The sequence below is a fragment of the Streptomyces sp. NPDC004667 genome (genome assembly GCF_040609475.1).
Classification (GTDB): domain Bacteria; phylum Actinomycetota; class Actinomycetes; order Streptomycetales; family Streptomycetaceae; genus Streptomyces.
The window spans coordinates 57,505-77,621 of sequence record NZ_JBEXKC010000008.1 but is presented as its reverse complement, the minus strand read 5'-3'; the positions used below and the strand labels follow the sequence as shown (position 1 = coordinate 77,621).

Genomic DNA, 20,117 nt, shown 5'->3' with positions numbered 1-20,117 from the left:
GGTGGGCGGGAACCGGACCGGTTCCCGCCCACCGTCACTTGAGGAACGCGTCAGCCCTTGAGCCGCGCCATCCAGGCCTCGACCTCGACCGAGGTGCGGGGCAGACCGGCCGACAGGTTCCGGTTGCCGTCCTCGGTGACGAGGATGTCGTCCTCGATCCGGACCCCGATGCCGCGGTACTCCTCGGGCACGGTCAGGTCGTCGGCCTGGAAGTACAGACCGGGCTCGACGGTCAGGCACATGCCCGGCTCCAGCGTCCCGTCGACGTAGGCCTCGGTGCGGGCGGCGGCGCAGTCGTGGACGTCCATGCCGAGCATGTGACCGGTGCCGTGCAGGGTCCAGCGGCGCTGCAGGCCCAGCTCCAGGACGCGCTCGACCGGACCCTCGACCAGGCCCCACTCGACGAGCTTCTCGGCGAGCACGCGCTGGGAGGCGTCGTGGAAGTCGCGGAACTTCGCGCCCGGCTTCACGGCGGCGATGCCGGCTTCCTGGGACTCGTAGACCGCGTCGTAGATCTTGCGCTGGATGTCGGTGTACGTGCCGTTGATGGGCAGCGTGCGCGTGACGTCGGCGGTGTAGAGGGAGTGGGTCTCCACGCCGGCGTCGAGCAGCAGCAGGTCGCCCGGGCGGACGTCGCCGTCGTTGCGGACCCAGTGCAGGGTGCAGGCGTGCGGGCCGGCGGCGCAGATGGAGCCGTAGCCGACGTCGTTGCCCTCGACGCGGGCGCGCAGGAAGAAGGTGCCCTCGATGTAGCGCTCCGAGGTGGCCTCGGCCTTGTCGAGGACCTTCACGACGTCCTCGAAGCCGCGGACGGTGGAGTCGCAGGCCTTCTGGAGCTCGCCGATCTCGAACGCGTCCTTCACCGCTCGGGCCTCGGAGAGGTAGACCCGCAGTTCCTCGTCGCGCTCGGCGGTGACCTTGTCGGTCAGCGCCTTCTCGATGACGGCGTCGTGACCGCGCACGTTCCGCACGGGGCCCTCGGCCTCGGCGAGGGCGTCGGCCAGCTCGCGCACGTCCTTGGCGGGGATCCCGAGCAGCTGCTCGGCCTCGGTCAGGGAGTGGCGGCGGCCGACCCACAGCTCGCCCTGGCCGGACAGCCAGAACTCGCCGTTCTCCCGGTCGGAGCGGGGCAGCAGGTAGACGGTGGCGGTGTGGCCGGCCGGGCCCGTGGGCTCCAGGACCAGCACGCCGTTCTCGGTCTGGTCACCGGTGAGGTAGGCGTACTCGGTCGACGCGCGGAAGGGGTACTCCGTGTCGTTCGAGCGGGTCTTCAGCCGGCCGGCCGGGACGACCAGGCGCTCGCCGGGGAAGCGTGCGGACAGCGCGGCGCGGCGGTCGGCGGTGTGTCCCGCCTGGGCGATGGGCTCCAGACCGCGCAGCTCGGTGTCGGCCCAGCCGGTGCGCATGTTCTCCGCGAGTTCCTCGCTGACGCCCGGGTACAGGCCGTTCTTGCGCTGCTTGTGCTTCTTCTGGGGCTGCTCTTCTGCCGGGGTCTCCGGGGTGAGCTCGTCCGCCACGTCTTCTCCTCAGCCGCTACGACTACGCAGGGTCCGGGTGCGGACCCCGTTCATCGTATGTGGGGGGAGGCGGCGCCCGGCGATGGCTGTGACATATCAGTCATACCGGGCGACGGGCCCCGCGTCAGTCGAACCGGGCCGCGAGCAGCACGATGTCCTCGGCCGGGTCGGCCGCCACGGCGTCCGGGTCCTCCCCGGGCAGCACGGTGCGCAGGATGTGGTCGCAGAGGGCCGCCGGGTCGTCGCGGGCGCTACGGGGGACCCCCGCGGCCGCCGCGTGCAGCCGGGCGTACGCCCGGTCCATGGGGTCGCCGGTGCGCCGCAGCAGGCCGTCCGTGTAGAGCAGCACCGTTTCTCCGGGTGCGGGCTCGATCTCCACGCTCGGCGCCTCCCAGCACGCCAGCATGCCCAGCGGTGCGGAGAGGGAGGTCTCCACGTACTCGGTGCGCCGCTCGCCGATGAGCAGCGGCGGGGTGTGCCCGGCCCCGGCGAGGATGATCTTCCGGGCGGCGGGCTCGCAGTACGCGAAGAGCGCGGTGGCCGAGCGCGCGGGTTCGGTCAGGCGCAGCAGCAGCTCCAGGTCGGACAGGACCGCGACGGGGTCCTCCCCCTCCATGACGGCGTACGCGCGCAGCGAGGCCCGCAGCCGGCCCATCGCGGCGACGGCGCTCGGCCCGGAGCCGGTGACGGAGCCGACGGCCAGTCCCATGGCGCCCTCGGGCAGCGGGAGCGCGTCGTACCAGTCGCCACCGCCCCGCGGTCCGGTGTGGTGCCGGGCGGCGAGCTGGACGCCGGGGATCCGGGGCAGCCGGCTGGGCAGCAGTTCCTCGGAGACGGTGGCGAGCCGGGCGCGGGAGCGCTCCACCTCCAGCATCCGGGCCAGGTGCTCGGCGGCGTGCCGGACGTAGAGCCCGACGAGGTCGCGCTGGCGGTCGTCCGGCTCGGCCTGTTCGTCGTAGAGCCAGACGGCGGCGCCGAGCCGGCCGGTGGCGTCCGCGGTCAGGGGCAGCGCGTAGCTGGCGGCGTAGCCGAGCCGGGCGGCCACCTCGCGGTGGCGGGGGTCGACGGCGGGTTCGTGGCCGCCGGCCGCGGGGGACGGCACCGGGGAGCCGGGTTCGGGGAGCACCTCGGAGCCGCCGTGGGCGTCGGGGAGTCCGTCGAGGATGCGTCCGTAGGAGGTGGCGCTGCGCGGCACCGTCTCGATGTGCCCGAGGTCCGCGCGGCCCAGGCCGAGGCCGATCGTGGTGCTGGGGCCGAGGCCGTCGGAGGGCTCCAGGACGACGAGTCCGCGGCGGGCGCCGACGAGTGCGGCGCCGGCGCGCAGGAACTCCTGGAGGGAGGAGGCGAGGTCACTGGCGCGGGCGAGGCGTTCGGTGAGCTCGTGGAGGGTGGTGAGGTCCGAGACCATGCCCGCCAGCCGGTCCTGGATGACGCTGCTCGCGGCAGGCGGTGCGGCCTGGGCGGGGGCGGTTCGAGGCGGGGTGGAGGGTGAGCTGGAAACGGGCGTGGGCGCCGGAGTGTGCGCTGACGCTGTAACTGCTGGATCGATTCCAGCCACTTTCGGCAGATGCGGGGCGCTCATGGCGTCCGCCTTTCCACCTGGTGCGATTCGCCATATAGCATCGCAAACCCCCAGATCGTGCTGCGCCGCCATCGATGGATCCACATCTACACGCACACGAGGAGCGATGTCCAGCATTGCCCAGGCGGGAATCCTGGTGTCCGTGGGACGGCAACTCACGGTCGAGCCAGGGCTAAAACTTGGCCGGAAAACGCGGGAAGCGGACGGTTTTTGCGATCGACTGGACGGGCGTCACGGGCACTCCGGGTACGTAATCGGCAGTGGCCGGGGCCAGTTGGCGCCTCCGGCACCGCCGGGAACCGCCCGGTGTGGGCCGTCGTCCTTAGCGGCGGCAGCCGGTCCTGTTACCGGTGCGGGCCGTCCGGGGCGTTGGCAGCGGACCCCGCCGGACGTTTGACGGACCCGATGAGAAAACTGCACGAACCGTGTGAACCTGCTTCCGGCGGACAGTGACGCGAAACGTGTACGTGTGGTGAAACACCGCTTACATGGTGTGATGTGGCCCTCGGCGTTCAACGGAAAGGAACGAGCGCTCATGCGCGAGATCCTCGGAAGGCGTCTCCAGCGGCTCCGCGATCGCTTCAAATTCCCGCGCGCCGCCTCCCGCTCCACCGCGGCGGCCGCGGACGCGGCGGCCGTGTCCCTCCTTGACGGCGCCCTGAGCTGCGCCACCCTCTGGCAGTGGCCCGTACTGCCCGGCGTCGGCCGGGCCGGTGCGGACAGCACCCGCTGTGCCTGCCCCGACCCCGACTGCGTGGTGCCCGGAGCCCATCCCTTCGATCCCGGGCTGCTGGCGGCGACGGCCGACGCCCGGATGGTGGCCTGGTGGTGGGCCCGGCGGCCCGCCGCCCCGGTGCTGCTGGCCACCGGCGGGACCGCACCGTGCGCGGTGAGCCTGCCGGCCGGGGCGGCCGCGCGTGCCGTCGTACGGCTGGACGCGCTGGGCATGCGGCTCGGCCCGATCGTCGCCACGCCCACCCGCTGGTCCCTGCTGGTGGCGCCGTACTCGCTGGAGCGGCTCGGCGAACTCCTCTACGCCAAGGACCACGTCCCGTCCTCGCTGCGCTTCCACGGTGAGGGCGGGTACCTGCTGCTGCCGCCCTCGGCGGCCTCCGGCGGCGGGCAGGTCCGCTGGGAGCGGGAGCCCGCGGCGGGTCGCGACGGCCTGTGGCTGCCCGAGGTCGAGGCGGTCGTCGACGCGCTCGTCGAGGCGAGCAGCGGGGCTCCCGGCGGGGGCAGCCGGCTCGCGTACTGAGTCACTCGTACGAGTGTCGGTGCGACGGGTTTCCAAGGGAATTGGGCGCGGGGATCTCCGGGCCCCATTCCCGCGTCGCTATCTTCGGCGGATGAATCTCCGTCTGATCGCCATCGGCGCCGGCGTGCTGACCATCCTGTCGCTCCCCCTGGCCGGAGCGATCGCCGGGCCGGATCTCGCCGGTCAGGGTGACGGGAAGGGGGGAGGGCTGCTCTCCTCGCTCGGCTTGTCGGGTCCTTCCCGTACGCCGGACGCGGCGGCTCGCGCCGCGGACCGCGCCGCGAGCCCCGGGCCGGCCGAACAGCCCCGCACGGACTCCCACTGCGGACCCGAGCTCACCGCTCCGCAGGGTCTGGAGGCGCAGACCTGCGTGCTGGAGGGTGACGGGCAGACCTGGGGCCGCAGTTACTACCGCAACACGAGCGGGCGGGCCCTGGACGCCGTACTGACCGTCATGGGGCCGGCCGGCCGCACCGTGCAGATCCGCTGTGCGGTCGGTCCGGGGGACGAGCCGGGCCTGTGCGAGACGCCCCGGGGCGAATCGGTGGGTGCGCCCGACGGCTACTCGGCCGTTGCGGAGTTTGCAGTTCCGGATGATGAAGGGCGACTGCTGCTGCGGTCCGGGAGCAACTCACCGGCACCCCGCGAGGGTTGAGCGCCACCTGAAAAGTAAGCGCCCGGTCGCTGGCGACGGGGGATGCACCAGCGACCGGGCTACAAGAACGGTAACAAGAGATCGCCTGTTCGCAAATTCGATCTCTGATATTCAGACATCGATTTGCAGGCGATTAGCGGGAGTTGTGACTCCGGTCACCGGCCTCGCGGACTGTGCGGACGTCAGCTGAGCGTCACCTGGCGGTTGGTGAGACCGCCACGCGCCCGGCGCTCCTCCGTGGTCAGCGGGGCATCCGTGGCGAGGGCCCCGGCCAGCCGCTCGGCGAACTCCGCGGCGGGCTTCTCCACGTCCTCGGCGGTGACCCCGGTGGGCAGGTCCCAGACCGGGACCATCAGGCCGTGCGCGCGGAAGGAGCCGACGAGCTTCGTGCCCTCGCCGAGCGAGGAGGTGCCGGCGGCGTGCAGCCGCGCGAGCGCGTCGAGCAGCTTCTCCTCGGGGTGCGGCATGACCCAGCGCAGGTGGTTCTTGTCCGGGGTCTCGCACCAGTAGGCGGAGTCCACGGAGGCCAGCTTGACGGTGGGGATGGCGGCGGCGTTGGCCCGCTCCAGCGAGGCGGCGATCTCCGGGGAGGCGTTCTGGGCGTTCTCCGACTCCGGAATCCAGAATTCGAAGCCGCTGTGCACAACCGGCTCGAAAACGCCGTCGAGGTCCAGGAGATCCTGAAGTCGGCTGCCCTCGGCGGGAACCCGGCGGGCCGGAACCGGGGTGCCCGGCTCGGCGACGAGCGCGCGCTCCAGGGTGTCGGCCATGTCGCGGGCCAGGTCCCCGGAGGTGGAGTCGTTCTGCAGGCCGATCAGGACGGAGCCGTCCTCGCGGCGCAGGGCCGGCCAGGCCATGGGCAGTACGGTCACCAGCGTGACGGAGGGGACGCCCTCGGGCAGGCCGCCCTTGAGGGTCAGGGGGATGGTCGCCGCGGGGACCAGCTCGCGCAGCGCCACCCAGTCGCATTCGCCCGGCAGTCCCTCGAAGGGGCGCCGCACGTGCTCGGTCACCGCGTGCGAGGCGGCTGCGCCGTGGCAGGCCTTGTAGCGGCGCCCGGATCCGCAGGGACAGGGCTCGCGGGCGCCCACCACCGGGATTTCCCCGTTCTGGATCTGCGGCTTCGCGGTCTTCGCGGCGGGGCGCTTCTTGGCCATCGTGGGTGTCTCCCGGTTGCGGCGGTACGGCGGTGTCTCTGGCGCGAGCCTAGCCGTTCGTACCGCCGGAACCGGTGGGGTGCGGCCGGGAGCGCGGTCGGCGTGCGCTCCCGGATGGATGCCCGGACGGATGCCCGGACGGATGCCCGGACGGATGCCCGGACGGATGCCCGGACGGATGCCCGGACGGATGCCCGGACGGATGCCCGGACGGATGCCCGTGCGGCTGACCCGTGCGGATGGCCCGTGCTGCGGTCGGGTTCCGGACCGGGGATCCGCTTCAGGGATCCAGGTCGTCGAAGGCCGACACGAAGTCGATCGCCGGGGCAGTGACGCGCGTAGCGAAATCGTCGTGCCGGGGCCCGTGGGCCACGATCACCCACACGGTGACCTCACCCGCCGCTCCGTCGCGGACGCCCCAGTCCTGGGCCAGGGCGCTGATGATGTTCAGTCCCCGGCCGCCGCGCGCGGTGACCGAAGGCGTGGACGGGACGGGGCGCGTGGGACCGCCGCCGTCCGTGACCTCGACCGTCAGCCGCCCCGCCGTGTCGACGCGCCAGGCTGCGCGTATCTCCCCGTCGCCGACCTCCCGTGCGCCCAGCGGCCGGCCGTGCCGACAGGCGTTGCTGAGCAGTTCGGAAAGGATCAGCACGGCATCGTCCACGACCGATTCGGACAGGCCGCTGATGCGCAGCTGTTCGCGCATGCGGTGTCTCGCCTCGCCCACGCCCGCCGGCCCATGGCGAATGTCCATGCACGACGACGTGGGCACTTCCTGTGCCATCACCAACGTCACCCCCGGAACCTCCTTAGCCCCACGCCATGGTCTGGATGCCCCAATGGCCTGGACCGGAAACCGCCCTGACGAGGGCCTCTGACGCATTCATGACCATTGAACGCGGAGCGGATGCGCCGGGGCACACCCTGTCACGTACGGGGTGCGTGTGACGGGTGCGCAAAACGGGACGTCAGCGTCCCAGCTGTGACAGAACCTGGCGTGGCCGGTTCGTGATGATCGCTTCTACACCCAGATCAGCGCATAGCTGAACATCTCCGGGTTCGTTCACGGTCCATACGTGGACGGAGTGCCCGGAGGCCTGGAGCTTGCGGATGTAGCCCGGATGGTTGCGCACGATCCGCATGCCGGGCCCGGCGATCCGCACGCCGGCCGGCAGCCGCCCGTCGCGCATCCGGGGCGAGATGAACTGCATCAGGTAGACGGTCGGGACGGTGGGGGCGGCCGCCCGCACCCGGTGCAGGGAGCGGGCGGAGAAGCTCATGACCCGGACGGGGTGGGGTCCCCCGGCGGGCGGGGCGTCGAGTCCGAAGCGCTTGAGGAGGAAGAGCAGGCGTTCTTCCACCTGTCCGGCCCAGCGGGTCGGGTGCTTCGTCTCGATCGCCAGCTGGACGGGGCGCCCGGCGTCGGACACCAGCTCCAGCAGCCGCTCCAGCGTGAGCACGGAGGTGCGCTCGGGGTCGCCGTCCCAGTCGGGGGACTCCTCGCGGTCCTTCCAGGAGCCGAAGTCGAGGGCGGCGAGTTCGGCCAGCTCCAGGGCGGAGACCGCGCCGCGGCCGTTCGAGGTGCGGTTCACCCGGCGGTCGTGGACCAGGACCAGATGGCCGTCGGCGGTCAGCCGGACGTCGCATTCGAGGCCGTCGGCGCCGTCCTCGATGGCCTTGCGGTAGGCGGCCAGGGTGTGCTCGGGGGCGTCCTCCGAGGCGCCGCGGTGGGCGACGACCTGGATGGGGCGCGGCATTGCGTGGGTCACCTGGTCATGGTGCCACCGAGGGGCCGTCCCGCGTCGGGGTGAGTCCTGAGGATGCGCCTGATATGTCGGAGATAAAGGATGGGGGGAGATGCACAGGTCCGGCTTACAGTGCTCTGACGGGGCATGGGAAAGGCTTCCCCCTGGAACTTGTGCGGCACGTCGAACGTTCAGTCGGACCGGTGCCGGGCCGGTGAAAGGCCCGGGATCGCCTGATTTCCAGTAGCCGTGTAGGCCGTGTGTGACTGAGGAGAGAGCGCTGTGAGCACCGAGAACGAGGGCACCGCGGCCCCGACACCCCCCGCGGCCCCGTCCGCACCCCCCGTGCCCGTGGCCGCCCCCACCCCCGACCCGGCCGCCGCCTCCGCGCAGCCCGTGCCCGGCGCCGAGCAGACCCAGCAGCTGCCGCCCACCCCGGCCGGCCCCCCGGCGTACGCCCGGCCGCAGGACCAGCCCCCGGCCTACGGGAACACCCAGTCGCAGCCCCCGGCCGACGCCCCGACGGCGTACGGCGCCGAGGGCTGGCCCCCGCCGCCGCCCGCGGTGCCCGCGTACGGCGGCCAGGGCGGCCACGGCGGCGGCTGGGGCACCCCGCTCCACACCGACGGCGCCCCGCAGCCCAAGCCGAAGGGCAGGGGCGGCCTGGTCGCCGCAGTCCTGGCGGCGGCCCTCCTCGCGGGCGGCATCGGCGGTGGCGTCGGCTACTGGGCGGCCCAGCGCGGCGACGAAGCCTCGGGCTCGACCACCATCACCGCCAGCACGCCCAAGGACGTCAAGCGCGAGCCCGGCTCCGTCGCGGGCCTCGCGGCGTCCGCGCTGCCCAGCGTCGTCACCATCGAGGCCTCGGCCGGGGACGGCGAGGGCGGCACGGGCACCGGCTTCGTCTACGACGAGCAGGGCCACATCCTCACCAACAACCACGTGGTGGCCTCCGCCGCCAACGGTGGCAAGCTCTCGGCGACCTTCTCCAACGGCAAGAAGTACGACGCCGAGGTGATCGGCCGCGCCCAGGGCTACGACGTCGCCGTGCTCAAGCTGAAGAACCCGCCGGCGGGCCTCAAGCCGCTGGCCCTCGGTGACTCCGACAAGGTCGCGGTCGGCGACTCGACCATCGCCATCGGCGCCCCGTTCGGCCTGTCCAACACGGTCACCACCGGCATCGTCAGCGCGAAGAACCGTCCGGTGGCCTCCGGCGACGGCTCCGGCGGCAAGAACTCGTACATGAGCGCCCTCCAGACGGACGCCTCCATCAACCCCGGAAACTCGGGCGGTCCGCTCCTCGACGGCCGCGGCGCGGTCATCGGCATCAACTCCGCGATCCAGTCCGCGGGCAACGGCGGCTTCGGCGGCGGGCAGGCCGGCTCGATCGGCCTCGGCTTCGCCATCCCGATCAACCAGGCCAAGAACGTCGCCGACTCCCTGATCAAGACCGGCAAGCCGGTCTACCCGGTGATCTCGGTCTCCGTCGACCTCCAGGCCAAGACCGACGGCGCCAAGATCTCCGAGCAGGGCGCGGCCGCGAACGAGCTGGTCGACCCCAACGGCCCGGCCGGCAAGGCGGGCCTCAAGCCCGGCGACGTGATCACCGAGTTCGGCGGCCGGCAGGTCGACAGCGGTCCGACGCTGATCAGCCTGATCTGGACGTACAAGCCGGGTGACACCGTGAAGCTGACCTACCTGCGGGACGGCAAGCCCACCACGGTCGACATCACCCTCGGCTCGCGGGTCGGCGACAAGTAGCCGCTCGACACTGGCTTGATGGGAGGGGCCGTGGGCGGGATTCCGTCTACGGCCCCTCCCAATATCTGCTTATGCTTCGCTCGTGTTCGATTCACGGCACATACGGACATTCCATGAAGTGGTCGCCGCGGGTTCGTACTCGGCGGCCGCTCGCGTCCTGGGCTACACCCAGCCCGCGATCACCCAGCAGATGAAGGCGCTCGAACGCGCCGTCGGCACTCCGCTGTTCACCCGCGTGGGCCGGAAGATGAAGCTCACCGAGGCCGGAGAGTCCCTGGCCCGGCACGCCGAGTCGATCCTCGGCTCCCTCTCGGCCGCCGAGGCCCAGCTGAAGGCGTACACCCGGCTGCGCACCGGGCGGGTACGGGTCTGCGGCTTCCCCAGCGCCAACGTCACCCTCGTCCCCGAGGCCCTCAGCGGGCTGGCGAAGGACCACCCCGGCGTCCAGGTCGAGCTGCTGGAGGGCGAGCCCCCGGAGTCCCTGCGCCGCCTCCAGCGCGGCGAATGCGACATCACCCTCGCCTTCACCTATCCCGGGCTGCACGAGGAGATCCCGGAGGAGGTGGCCGAGGTCAGGCTCCTGGAGGACCAGCTGACCGTGCTGCTCCCGACCGGTCACCCGCTCGCCCGGCGCCGCGCCGTGCACCTGGCCGACCTCGCCGAGGAACGCTGGATCGCGGGCTGTCCCCGATGTCGCGCCAACCTGCTGCACGAATGCGCCGAGCTGGGCTTCGTCCCTGACATCAGGTTCGCCACCGACGACAACCTGGTGGTCCAGAGCCTCGTCGCGCAGGGGCTGGGCGTCGCGATGATGCCCGCGCTGGTGCTGCCTTCGCTCTCCCTCAGCCGTGTTTGCGGGCGGGTGCTGGAGCCCGCGGCCCGCCGTCACATCGCCGCCTACGTCTACCGCGACCACCTGCGGATCCCGGCGACCGCCGTGGTGCTGGACGAGCTGAAGCGCGTCGCCGCGAACCGGATCGGCTGCTGAGCCTCCGGCTCCACCCACCCTCGATCCATAAGCCCAGCTTGGGATTTCAGGGAAGAACTGTCGTTGGACGTGATGGATGCGGCGACGGACGCTGCTCCCATGACCACCACCACGCCGGCCCGTACGACCGCGAGGATGGCCGCCCTCGTCAGTGAGATCCGCACCGTCGTGGACCGGGGGCTGGCCCCCGACCTGACCGCCTACCTCGTCGGCGAGCGCCTCGCCCCGCACCTGGGCGAGCCCGAGCTGCTCACTCCGGCACAGCGCGAGGGGCACCCCGACCGGTACCGGCAGCACATCCTGCACACCGAGCCCGACGGGAGCTTCTCCGTGGTGGCCCTGGTGTGGCTGCCCGGCCAGGAGACCTCCATCCACGACCACGTCTCCTGGTGCGTGGCCGGGGTGCACGAGGGCGCCGAGAGCGAGGTCCGCTACCGGCTGGCCCCCGCCGCGGGACCCGGCGGTGCCGCGCGGCTCGTGGCGACCGAGGAAGTGGTCAACGGCCAGGGGGACGTCTGCGGGTTCGCCCCGCCCGGTGACATCCACAAGGTGCGCAACTCCTGTCGTACGACGGCGATATCCCTGCACGTCTACGGGGCGGACGTGGGCCGCCTGGGCAGCAGCGTGCGCCGCGTCTACCCGGAACCGACCGGCTGATGGCCCTCCTGAACCGCACCGTCCACCGGCCGGTGCGGCCCCGACTGCCCCGTGTTTCACGTGAAACATCCACCTCTTGGCCGGGTTTGGGCCTGGCCGCCGCCGGGACCCTGGTGGCGTGGTGCGTGCACGAGATGGTCCCGGCCGTACCGATGCTGACCGCTTCGGTGGTGCTCGGCATCGCGGCGGCCCACCTCCCCGGTCTACGGGGCGTGGTGCGCGGACCGGCCCGCCCGGGTCTGTCGCTGGCCGGCCGGCGCCTGATGCGCATCGGCATCGTCCTGCTGGGCCTCGCCCTGGGGCTGGACCAGGTGGTCCGGCTGGGCTGGGCGACGGTGGCGATGGTGAGCGGCGTGGTCGCGGCCACCTTCTTCGGCACCGTCTGGCTGGGCCGACGCCTCGGACTCCCCGGGGACCAGCCTCTGTTGATCGCCACCGGCTACTCGATCTGCGGGGCCTCGGCCATCGGCGCGGTGAGCGAGGTGTCCGGCAGCGACGAGGAGGACGTGGCCACTTCGGTGGCGCTGGTGACCCTCTGCGGGACGCTCGCCATCGCCGTGCTCCCCCTTCTCCAAGGCCCGTTGGGGCTCTCCGACCTCGCCTTCGGGCGATGGGTGGGGGCCAGCGTCCACGACGTCGGACAGGTCGTGGCGACGGCCCAGACCGCCGGGCCCGGGGCGCTGGGCGAGGCGGTACTGGTCAAGCTGATGCGGGTGGCGCTCCTGGCTCCGCTGGTGGCGGCCGTGGCCTTCTCGATGCGCGCCCGGCGGCGCGGGGTGCGCACCTCCTCGGGGCGCAGGCCCGCTCCGGTGCCCCTGTTCGTGGTGGGGTTCCTGGCCGCGGCCGCGCTGCGCGCCACGGGTGTGCTGCCGGACGTGGCCCTGGAGTGGGCACACACCGCACAGGGGCTGCTGCTGGCGGCGGCCCTGTTCGGGCTGGGCAGCGCGGTGGACCTCCCCACCCTGGCCCGGACCGGGGGACGAGCGGCCCTGCTGGGGCTGGGGGCTTGGGTGATGGTGGCCGGGGTCTCGTACGTCGGAGTCCTGCTCACCGTATGACCCCCCGCTCCAGCGGGAGTTGGCCATTTCCTGGCCGGAACCGACCGAACGTCCGGACTGCCCGCTGACATTTCGAGGCGCGCGTGCGACGGTGCCCCCGCACACGCGCTCACCCGTACACCAGCTCACCCGCACGCGTGCTCACCCGCACAGCCGCACAGCCGATCCGCACCGACAGCTCTTCACCCCACCCTGCCCGGGTCACACGGGCCCGGGCACGGCAGAAGGAGTCCTGCGTGAATCGTCATCGCACGGCCGTGTCCGTCCTCCTCGCCGCGGGCGCCCTGCTCGCCGGGGCCCTGACGGCGGCCTCCCCCTCGGCCGCCGCGGAGCCGCCCGCCTCGTTCCGGCCGTCGCAGACGGCGGGATTCTGGACGGCGGAACGGATGCGGCAGGCCACCCCGCTGGACGTGGCGGCCGCCCCCGGCTCCGCCCGTACGACCCCGGCCGCGCCCGGCCCCACCCTCCGGGTGGCCCCCACCGCGGCGGCGTCCCCCACCTCGTTCCCGCAGGCCGGCGGGGCCTGGACAGGCGGCGGGGCGATCGTGCGGACGTCGGGCCGGGTCTTCTTCACCATGGGCGACCGGACGGCCTCCTGCTCCGGCGACTCGATCACGAGCGCCAACGGCAGCACCGTCATCACGGCAGGCCACTGCGTGAAATACCAGGGCGCCTGGCACACCAACTGGGTCTTCGTCCCCGCCTACGACAACGGGAACGCGCCCTACGGCCAGTGGCCGGCGACCAAGACCCTCACGACCGACCAGTGGGCGGCGAGCGAGGACATGAACATGGACGTCGGCCTGGCGGTGGTGGCCCCGTCGAACGGCCGGAAGCTCAGCGAGGTCGTCGGCGCCCAGGGCATCCTCTTCAACGGCGGCTACACCAAGAAGATGTACTCCTTCGGCTTCCCGGCGGCCGCGCCCTACGACGGCACCAAGCTCGTCTACTGCAGCGGCACCACGGGCAAGGACTTCCTGCTCACCAAGGACCACAGCCTGGGCTGCAACATGACGGGCGGTTCCAGCGGCGGCCCCTGGCTCCAGGACTTCGACGAGGCGACCGGCCTGGGCACGCAGGTGTCGGTGAACAGCTTCGGCTACAACTTCCTGCCGAACCGGATGTTCGGCCCCTACTTCGGCAACGAGGCGAAAGCGGCCTACGACAAGGCCCAGACCTCCTGATCCCGACCACCCCCAACGCCCCGGAAACACCCACCCCACCCACCTCCACATCCCGGTACTCTGTACCGGCCAGGTGGGTTGCCCGAGCGGCCTAAGGGAACGGTCTTGAAAACCGTCGTGGCGCGAGTCACCGTGGGTTCAAATCCCACACCCACCGCATGAGAACGGCCCCTGACCGGGAAATCCGGTCGGGGGCCGTTCGTCGCTTCCGGGCACGTAGGCGGGCGCGGTGCCGCGCGGATGCGGTGTGCGGGGTGGGCCGCGATGCTGGAGGGGACGGAACACAGCGGAAGGAGCATCCATGTCCATGATGGACAAGCTCAAGCAGATGCTGAAGGGCCACGAGAAAGAGACCGGTCAGGCCGTCGACAAGGCCGGTGACTACGTCGACGGGAAGACCCAGGGCAAGTACGCCGGTCAGGTCGACATGGCCCAGGACAAGATCAAGGACCAGCTGGGGCGCCCCGAAGGGGAAGGCAAGCCGCCGCAGCCGTAGTGCGGGCGCGGCCCCGCGGTTCCTCCACCCTTCCGAGCCTCCTGGCGGTTGATCCCCAGGTCAGAGGGCGGGCCCCGGCGTGGGGCCCGCCCTTCGTGCGTTCCGGTGGTGCTGGTTGTCGCATGATCCTTTCAGCGGCCGGAACGCGGCTTTGGTTCATACGAGTGGTGTTTGTCAGAAGAACGGCGCGCGTGGTGGGGGCGGTCCGGTTGCGGCCACATCATGACGAATGTATGCAGATCCGCCCGTCGGAACATCGAGGAATGAGGCGCTCGTCATGACCCACCGCAGCAGCATCACGTCGATCTGGACCACCCTCCTCGCAGCACTCGTGGCGGTCCTGACCGCCCTCGGTTTCGGCGGGAAGGCGGCCCCGGTCGAGGCCGCCGCCACCGTCACCACTCCGATGGCCCCCGCCGTGCGCCGGCCGGTTCCGGTGGCGCGACGGACGTGGCGGGCGATGATGCGGGGCGGTTCGCTCCCGCCGACCATCAAGCAGCGGATCCGTGCCGAGGCGCACGGCAAGAGCCCTTCGGTCCGGCGGTCCATCACCGCGGCAGCGCTCGCGGCCGAAGCGGTACGTGCTGTCGGTGCGAGTGGTACGGACGCGGGTGTGGGCGTGGGTGTTGGTGTGGGCGCGGATGTGGTGCGCGTGCGCGGTGGTGGCGTGGAGCAGGGGCGGATGGCGCTCGCGGCGTAGTGGCGGGACCCGTGGTGGCTCGACGGGACAGGCACGACATGCACGACAGGTGCGACAGGCAAGGCGGGTGGGACAGGCAAGGCAGGCGGGACAGGTACGGCCGGTAGGGCAGGTACGGCCGGTAGGGAACGTACGAGACGTAGGTGCGCAGGCGCTGGAGCCCGGTCGTCGTGGCCGTGGATCGCGCCGCGGAGTGCCCCCGGGAGTGGGGCACGGTGGATTGGCCCCGGCGGGCGCCGGGGGCGTGCGGGGGGCGTGAAGCTTGGTAAGGCAGGGCCGTAGGACCGGGAGACGGCGGGGTTCCCGGACGATGCGGCCCTCTTCGGCATGTCCGGACGAATGCGAGCGTCGCCGGCACCGTGGGCAGCGGTGTGGGCGGCAGCAATCTCGCGCGCAGGCCAACGGATCGGCCCTCACGGCGATCCATCAGGCCAACTCCCACATCGCGGTGAACTTCCGCCCCTGGTGGTAGGAGTCGGCTGAGCAGTGCCGCACGTCGAGGGCGCCCGTACGACCGGACCGGCTGGGGTCCGGTAGTGCGGGCGCCCTTCCCCGTGCCCCGGTCCCGGCCCCTCCCGACCTTGACATCGGCAGTGGATCTGACGGACAGTCAGATCCATTCGTCCGACGCGATGCCGGGAGGCCAGTGCCGTGCACCTCGCCCCGTCCGAAGGCCAGTTGAGGCTGCGCACCGAACTGCGGGAGTACTTCCGGAACCTGCTGCCGGACGGGGTGCCCGAGGACCCGGACGCCCAGCGCGCGCTCCTGCGCCGCATCGGCGCCGACGGCCTGCTCGGCCTCGGCTGGCCCGTCGAGTACGGGGGCCGGGGACGCGGCCCCGACGAACAGTTCGTCTTCTTCGACGAGGCCTACCGGGCCGGCGCCCCCGTCTCCATGGTCACCCTGAACACCGTCGGCCCCACCCTCATGAAGTACGGGACCCCGGAGCAGAAGGACTACTTCCTCCCCCGCATCCTGCGGGGCGAGATCGTCTTCGCCATCGGCTACTCCGAGCCCGAGGCCGGTACGGACCTCGCCTCGCTGCGTACCCGCGCCGTCCGCGACGGCGGGGACTGGGTGATCGACGGGCAGAAGGTCTTCACCTCCAACGCCCAGAACGCCGACTGGATCTGGCTGGCCTGCCGAACCGCCCCCGAGGCGCCCAAGCACAAGGGGATCTCCATCGTCCTCGTGCCCACCGACAGCCCCGGCTTCGCCTGGACCCCCATCGACACGGTCGGCGGCCTCACCACCACGGCGACGTACTACGACGGCGTCCGCGTCCCCGTGGGCCACCTCGTCGGCCCCGAACACGGCGGCTGGGGTCTGATCACCAACCAGCTCAACCACGAACGCGTCGCCCTCGCCGCCATCGGCATGCAGGCCGAGGACTTCTACGCGGGGGCGCTCGCCCACGCCCGCACCCCCGACCCCGCCACCGGCGAGCGCCCGGCCGACCGGCCCTGGGTACGGTCCCGGCTGGCCGAGGCGCACGCTCGCCTGGCCGCCGTACGCCTCCTCAACTGGCGCCTCGTCCAGGACGTCGGCGCGGGCACCCTGGCCCCCGGCGACGCCAGCGGGGTGAAGTTCCTCGGCACCGAGTCCACCGTCGAGGTGTACCGGATCTGCCAGGAGGTGGTGGGTGAGGAAGCCCTGCTCAGGGGTCCGGACGCGTTCGCCGGCGGCGAGCTGGAGCGGATGAACCGGGCCGCCCAGATCAACACCTTCGGCGGCGGCGTCAGCGAGGTACAGCGGGAGATCGTCGCCATGATGCGGCTCGGCATGAAGGGGAGGAAGCGATGACGGCGGACGCGGCGACCGGGAGCGCCGAGAGGGACGACCGGGACGACCGGTTCCACCACCTGCTCAAGACCTTCGAAGGGCGCCCCGCCGCCACCGCCGGCCGCGCCAAGGACGCCGTCAACGAGCCGATGATCCGCCACTGGTGCGAGGCGATGGGAGACACCAACCCGGCCTACGCCGGCCCGGACGCCATCGCCCCGCCCACCATGCTCCAGGCCTGGACCATGGGCGGGCTCTCCGGCCACACCGACCGCTCCTCCGCCTACGACGAGCTCCTCTCCCTCCTCGACGCCGCCGGCTGCACCTCCGTCGTCGCCACCGACTGCGAGCAGGAGTACCTGCGCCCGCTGCGGCCCGGGGACACGGTGACCTTCGACGCCGTCATCGAATCGGTCTCCCCGCGCAAGACCACCAGACTCGGCACCGGGCACTTCGTGACGACCCGGATGGACGTCCACGCGAACGGCGAGCCCGCCGGTACGCACCGCTTCCGCATCCTCAAGTACGCCCCGGCCGCCGCGCCCCCACAGGCCCCGCCCAAGCCGCCGCGCCCCCGTCCCGTGATCAACCGCGACAACCAGGGGTTCTGGGACGGCGTCCGCGAGCACAAGCTGCTGATCCAGCGCTGCACCGCCTGTGCCACCCTGCGCTTCCCCTGGCTGCCCGGCTGCAACGCCTGCGCCTCCCCCGCGTGGGACACCGTCGAGGCGGCCGGCACCGGCACGGTCTTCAGCTACGTCGTCATGCACCATCCGCCCTTCCCCGCCTTCGACCCGCCGTACGCGGTGGCCCTCGTCGAGCTCGCCGAGGGCGTGCGCGTGATCGGCAACATCACCGGCGTCCCCTACGACAAGGTCCGCATCGGCCTGCCCGTCCGGCTGGAGTTCCTGCGCGTCGACGACACGCTCGAACTCCCCGTCTTCCGCGGAGAGGCGGGCTGACGTGGACTTCCACCCCACCGAGGAACAGACCGCGGCGGCCGGACTCGCGGCCCGCGTCTTCCGCGACCTGGCCACCCACGAACGCCTCGCCGCGGCGGGCACCGGCAGCGACGCCGAGCTGTGGAAGGCCCTCACCTCCGCCGGACTGACCGCGGCCGTCGAGGAGGTCGGCCTCCTCGGCCTGGTCCTGCTGCTGGAGGAGCAGGGCCGCACCACCGCGCAGGTCCCGTACGCCGCCACCTGCGCGTACGGCATCCTGCCGGTCGCCGCCCACGGCAGCCCCGCCCAGCGCGCCGCCCTGCTGCCCGCGCTCGGCTCCGGCGAGGCCGTCGCCACCGGCGCGTTCCCGGACCTCGGCCGGATCACCGCCACGCCCGACGGCCGGCTCACCGGCACCGCGCCCGCCGTCCCCTGGCTGCGCGACGCCACGCACCTACTGGTCCCCGACGCGGAGCGGGCCCTGTGGTTCGTACGGACGGACGCACCAGGCGTGGCCACGGCGCCGGTGGAGACGACCGCCCCCTGGTCGGCGGGCCGACTGACCCTGACGGGCGCCGCAGCGGAGCGGCTGGGCGGCGAGGACGCCTACGACCGGGTGCTCGCCGCCGCCCGCACCGCCTTCGCCGGCCTCCAGGCGGGCGTCTGCGCCGGCTCGCTGGCCCGCGCGGTCGAGTACACCTCCACCCGCGAGCAGTTCGGCCGGCCGCTGTCCACGAACCAGGGGGTCATGCTCCGCGCCGCCGACGCGTACATGGACACCGAGGCGATCCGGGTCACCACGTACGAGGCGGCCTGGCGCATCGACGAGGGGCTCGGGGCCCGCGAGCACGCGCTCACGGCGGCCTGGTGGGCCTCGGAAGCGGGCAAGCGGGTCGTCCACACCGGCCAGCACCTGCACGGCGGCATGGGCGCCGACCTGGACCACCCCGTCCACCGGCACTTCCTGTGGGGGCGCCAGCTGGACGCCTACCTGGGCTGCGGCAGCGCACTGCTGGCCGAGCTGGGCGACACCCTCGCCGCGACGCAGGAGGAGAGCGCATGAACGTCGGCGACGCACTGCCGCCCCTGGAGATCCCGGTCACCCGCACCCTGATCGTCGCGGGCGCCATCGCCTCACGTGACTACCAGGACGTGCACCACGACGCGGAACTCGCCCGCGAGAAGGGCTCCCCGGACATCTTCATGAACATCCTGACCACCAACGGCCTGGTCGGCCGCTACGTCACCGACCACCTCGGCCCGCACGCCGTCCTGCGCAAGGTCGCCATCCGCCTGGGCGCCCCCAACTACCCCGGCGACACCATGACCCTCACCGGCACCGTCAGCGCCCTCGACGGGGACACAGCCGAGATCCGGGTCGTCGGCGCCAACCGCATCGGCCACCACGTCACGGGCACCGTGACCGTCACCCTGGGGGCCGGGGCATGAGCGTCCGCACCCGGGACGACCTCGGTGGCCGGGCCGCCATCGCGGGCATCGGCGCGACCGAGTTCTCCAAGGACTCCGGCCGCAGCGAGCTCAAGCTCGCGGTCGAGGCGGTCCACGCCGCCCTCGACGACGCCGGCCTCACCCCCGCCGACGTCGACGGCCTCGTCACCTTCACGATGGACACCAGCCCCGAGATCACGGTGGCCCAGGCGGCCGGCATCGGGGACCTCTCCTTCTTCTCCCGCATCCACTACGGCGGCGGCGCGGCCTGCGCCACCGTCCAGCAGGCCGCCCTCGCCGTCGCCACGGGAGTGGCCGAGGTGGTGGTCTGCTACCGCGCCTTCAACGAGCGCTCCGGGCGCCGCTTCGGCTCCGGGGTCCAGCAGCGCGAGCCCTCGGCGGAGGGCGCGGCCCTCGGCTGGGCCCTGCCCTGGGGCCTGCTCACCCCGGCCTCCTGGGTGGCCATGGCGGCCCAGCGCTACCTGCACGCGTACCACCTGACCCCCGAGGCGTTCGGCCACGTCGCGGTCACCGGCCGGCGGCACGCGGCGAACAACCCCGCCGCCTACTTCCACGGCAAGCCCATCACCCTCGCCGACCACGCCGCCTCCCGCTGGATCGTGGAGCCCCTGCGGCTCCTCGACTGCTGCCAGGAGACCGACGGCGGCCAGGCCCTCGTCGTCACCACCGCCGAGCGGGCCCGGGACCTGCGCCAACGCCCCGCCGTGATCACCGCGGCGGCGCAGGGGGCCGGCCGCCGTCAGGAGGCGATGACCTCCTTCTACCGCGACGACCTCACCGGGCTCCCGGAGATGGACGTGGTCGCCCGCCAGCTGTGGCGCACCAGTGGCCTGGGCCCCGCGGACATCGACGTGGCCGTCCTCTACGACCACTTCTCCCCCTTCGTGCTCATGCAGCTGGAGGAGTTCGGCTTCTGCGGACCGGGCGAGGCCGCCGACTTCGTCGCCGCCGACGCGCTCCCGCTCAACACGCACGGCGGCCAGCTCGGGGAGGCGTACCTGCACGGCATGAACGGCATCGCCGAGGCCGTCCGCCAACTGCGCGGCACCTCCGTCAACCAGGTCTCCGGCGCCGGGCACGTGCTGGTCACGGCCGGAACCGGGGTGCCCACCTCCGGGCTGATCCTGGGCGCCGACGTCTGACCGCGGTCCCGGTCCGCGCCCCGCCTC

General features: G+C 72.5%; 20 protein-coding genes and 1 tRNA gene. 15 read left to right on the top strand and 6 right to left on the bottom strand.

Annotated features, from left to right (window positions below):
* Window positions 1-50: 50 nt before the first annotated feature.
* Together ABZW32_RS06820 and ABZW32_RS06815 are read right to left on the bottom strand one after the other, a co-directional pair.
* Window positions 51-1,517 carry an aminopeptidase P family protein gene (locus ABZW32_RS06820; RefSeq protein WP_356212138.1) on the bottom strand — a complete coding sequence of 489 codons (1,467 nt, stop codon included), beginning with the start codon at window positions 1,515-1,517 and terminating at the stop codon, window positions 51-53.
* A 124-nt stretch (window positions 1,518-1,641) separates the two neighbouring features.
* Complete coding sequence (locus ABZW32_RS06815) at window positions 1,642-3,216, bottom strand: PP2C family protein-serine/threonine phosphatase (RefSeq protein ID WP_356212135.1); 1,575 nt, start codon at window positions 3,214-3,216, stop codon at window positions 1,642-1,644.
* A gap of 418 nt (window positions 3,217-3,634) precedes the next feature.
* On the opposite strand from ABZW32_RS06815, the gene ABZW32_RS06810 reads away from it, so the two are divergent.
* Both ABZW32_RS06810 and ABZW32_RS06805 read left to right on the top strand, forming a co-directional pair.
* On the top strand, window positions 3,635-4,354 hold the full coding sequence (locus ABZW32_RS06810) for a bifunctional DNA primase/polymerase (protein WP_356212132.1): 720 nt from the start codon (window positions 3,635-3,637) through the stop codon (window positions 4,352-4,354).
* A 91-nt stretch (window positions 4,355-4,445) separates the two neighbouring features.
* Complete coding sequence (locus tag ABZW32_RS06805) at window positions 4,446-5,009, top strand: hypothetical protein (RefSeq protein ID WP_356212129.1); 564 nt, start codon at window positions 4,446-4,448, stop codon at window positions 5,007-5,009.
* A gap of 182 nt (window positions 5,010-5,191) precedes the next feature.
* On the opposite strand, the gene ABZW32_RS06800 is transcribed toward ABZW32_RS06805, so the two are convergent.
* From ABZW32_RS06800 to ABZW32_RS06785, 4 genes are all read right to left on the bottom strand, one after another.
* Window positions 5,192-6,166, bottom strand: coding sequence for a DUF5926 family protein (locus tag ABZW32_RS06800; protein WP_356212126.1), 975 nt, complete (start codon window positions 6,164-6,166; stop codon window positions 5,192-5,194).
* 49 nt (window positions 6,167-6,215) lie between these two features.
* Window positions 6,216-6,407, bottom strand: coding sequence for a PT domain-containing protein (locus ABZW32_RS06795; protein ID WP_356212309.1), 192 nt, complete (start codon window positions 6,405-6,407; stop codon window positions 6,216-6,218).
* 39 nt (window positions 6,408-6,446) lie between these two features.
* The gene (locus tag ABZW32_RS06790; RefSeq protein ID WP_356212123.1) at window positions 6,447-7,049 is read right to left on the bottom strand and encodes an ATP-binding protein; all 603 of its coding nucleotides are present in this window, start codon (window positions 7,047-7,049) and stop codon (window positions 6,447-6,449) included.
* An 85-nt stretch (window positions 7,050-7,134) separates the two neighbouring features.
* Window positions 7,135-7,923, bottom strand: a complete 789-nt coding sequence (locus ABZW32_RS06785; RefSeq protein WP_356212307.1) for a glycerophosphodiester phosphodiesterase — start codon at window positions 7,921-7,923, stop codon at window positions 7,135-7,137.
* A 270-nt stretch (window positions 7,924-8,193) separates the two neighbouring features.
* Between ABZW32_RS06785 and ABZW32_RS06780 the strand changes: the two genes are divergently transcribed.
* The 13 genes from ABZW32_RS06780 to ABZW32_RS06720 all read left to right on the top strand — a co-directional run bounded on the left by ABZW32_RS06780 (window position 8,194) and on the right by ABZW32_RS06720 (window position 20,090).
* On the top strand, window positions 8,194-9,672 hold the full coding sequence (locus ABZW32_RS06780) for a trypsin-like peptidase domain-containing protein (protein ID WP_356212120.1): 1,479 nt from the start codon (window positions 8,194-8,196) through the stop codon (window positions 9,670-9,672).
* Window positions 9,673-9,754: 82 nt separating this feature from the next.
* Entirely contained in the window at window positions 9,755-10,660 is a 906-nt protein-coding gene (locus tag ABZW32_RS06775) for a LysR family transcriptional regulator (protein ID WP_356212117.1), read from the top strand.
* A gap of 99 nt (window positions 10,661-10,759) precedes the next feature.
* Complete coding sequence (locus ABZW32_RS06770) at window positions 10,760-11,317, top strand: cysteine dioxygenase family protein (protein ID WP_356212114.1); 558 nt, start codon at window positions 10,760-10,762, stop codon at window positions 11,315-11,317.
* Complete coding sequence (locus tag ABZW32_RS06765; protein WP_356212111.1) at window positions 11,317-12,375, top strand: putative sulfate exporter family transporter; 1,059 nt, start codon at window positions 11,317-11,319, stop codon at window positions 12,373-12,375. Before ABZW32_RS06770 ends, ABZW32_RS06765 begins: the two co-directional genes overlap by 1 nt.
* A gap of 236 nt (window positions 12,376-12,611) precedes the next feature.
* Window positions 12,612-13,559, top strand: coding sequence for a peptidase (locus tag ABZW32_RS06760; protein ID WP_356212108.1), 948 nt, complete (start codon window positions 12,612-12,614; stop codon window positions 13,557-13,559).
* Window positions 13,560-13,631: 72 nt separating this feature from the next.
* Window positions 13,632-13,716 (top strand) — tRNA-Ser (locus ABZW32_RS06755).
* A 144-nt stretch (window positions 13,717-13,860) separates the two neighbouring features.
* Complete coding sequence (locus tag ABZW32_RS06750; RefSeq protein ID WP_356212105.1) at window positions 13,861-14,055, top strand: antitoxin; 195 nt, start codon at window positions 13,861-13,863, stop codon at window positions 14,053-14,055.
* A 277-nt stretch (window positions 14,056-14,332) separates the two neighbouring features.
* Window positions 14,333-14,755: a DUF6344 domain-containing protein gene (locus ABZW32_RS06745; protein WP_356212102.1), complete on the top strand. Its 423-nt coding sequence runs from the start codon at window positions 14,333-14,335 to the stop codon at window positions 14,753-14,755.
* A gap of 651 nt (window positions 14,756-15,406) precedes the next feature.
* On the top strand, window positions 15,407-16,558 hold the full coding sequence (locus tag ABZW32_RS06740; protein WP_356212099.1) for an acyl-CoA dehydrogenase family protein: 1,152 nt from the start codon (window positions 15,407-15,409) through the stop codon (window positions 16,556-16,558).
* Window positions 16,555-17,499 carry a bifunctional MaoC family dehydratase N-terminal/OB-fold nucleic acid binding domain-containing protein gene (locus ABZW32_RS06735; protein ID WP_356212096.1) on the top strand — a complete coding sequence of 315 codons (945 nt, stop codon included), beginning with the start codon at window positions 16,555-16,557 and terminating at the stop codon, window positions 17,497-17,499. Before ABZW32_RS06740 ends, ABZW32_RS06735 begins: the two co-directional genes overlap by 4 nt.
* A 1-nt stretch (window position 17,500) precedes the next feature.
* Window positions 17,501-18,541, top strand: coding sequence for an acyl-CoA dehydrogenase family protein (locus ABZW32_RS06730; RefSeq protein ID WP_356212093.1), 1,041 nt, complete (start codon window positions 17,501-17,503; stop codon window positions 18,539-18,541).
* Window positions 18,538-18,927, top strand: coding sequence for a MaoC family dehydratase (locus ABZW32_RS06725; RefSeq protein ID WP_356212090.1), 390 nt, complete (start codon window positions 18,538-18,540; stop codon window positions 18,925-18,927). Before ABZW32_RS06730 ends, ABZW32_RS06725 begins: the two co-directional genes overlap by 4 nt.
* Entirely contained in the window at window positions 18,924-20,090 is a 1,167-nt protein-coding gene (locus tag ABZW32_RS06720; protein WP_356212087.1) for a lipid-transfer protein, read from the top strand. The genes ABZW32_RS06725 and ABZW32_RS06720 overlap by 4 nt, the downstream gene beginning before the upstream one ends.
* Window positions 20,091-20,117 lie beyond the last annotated feature (27 nt).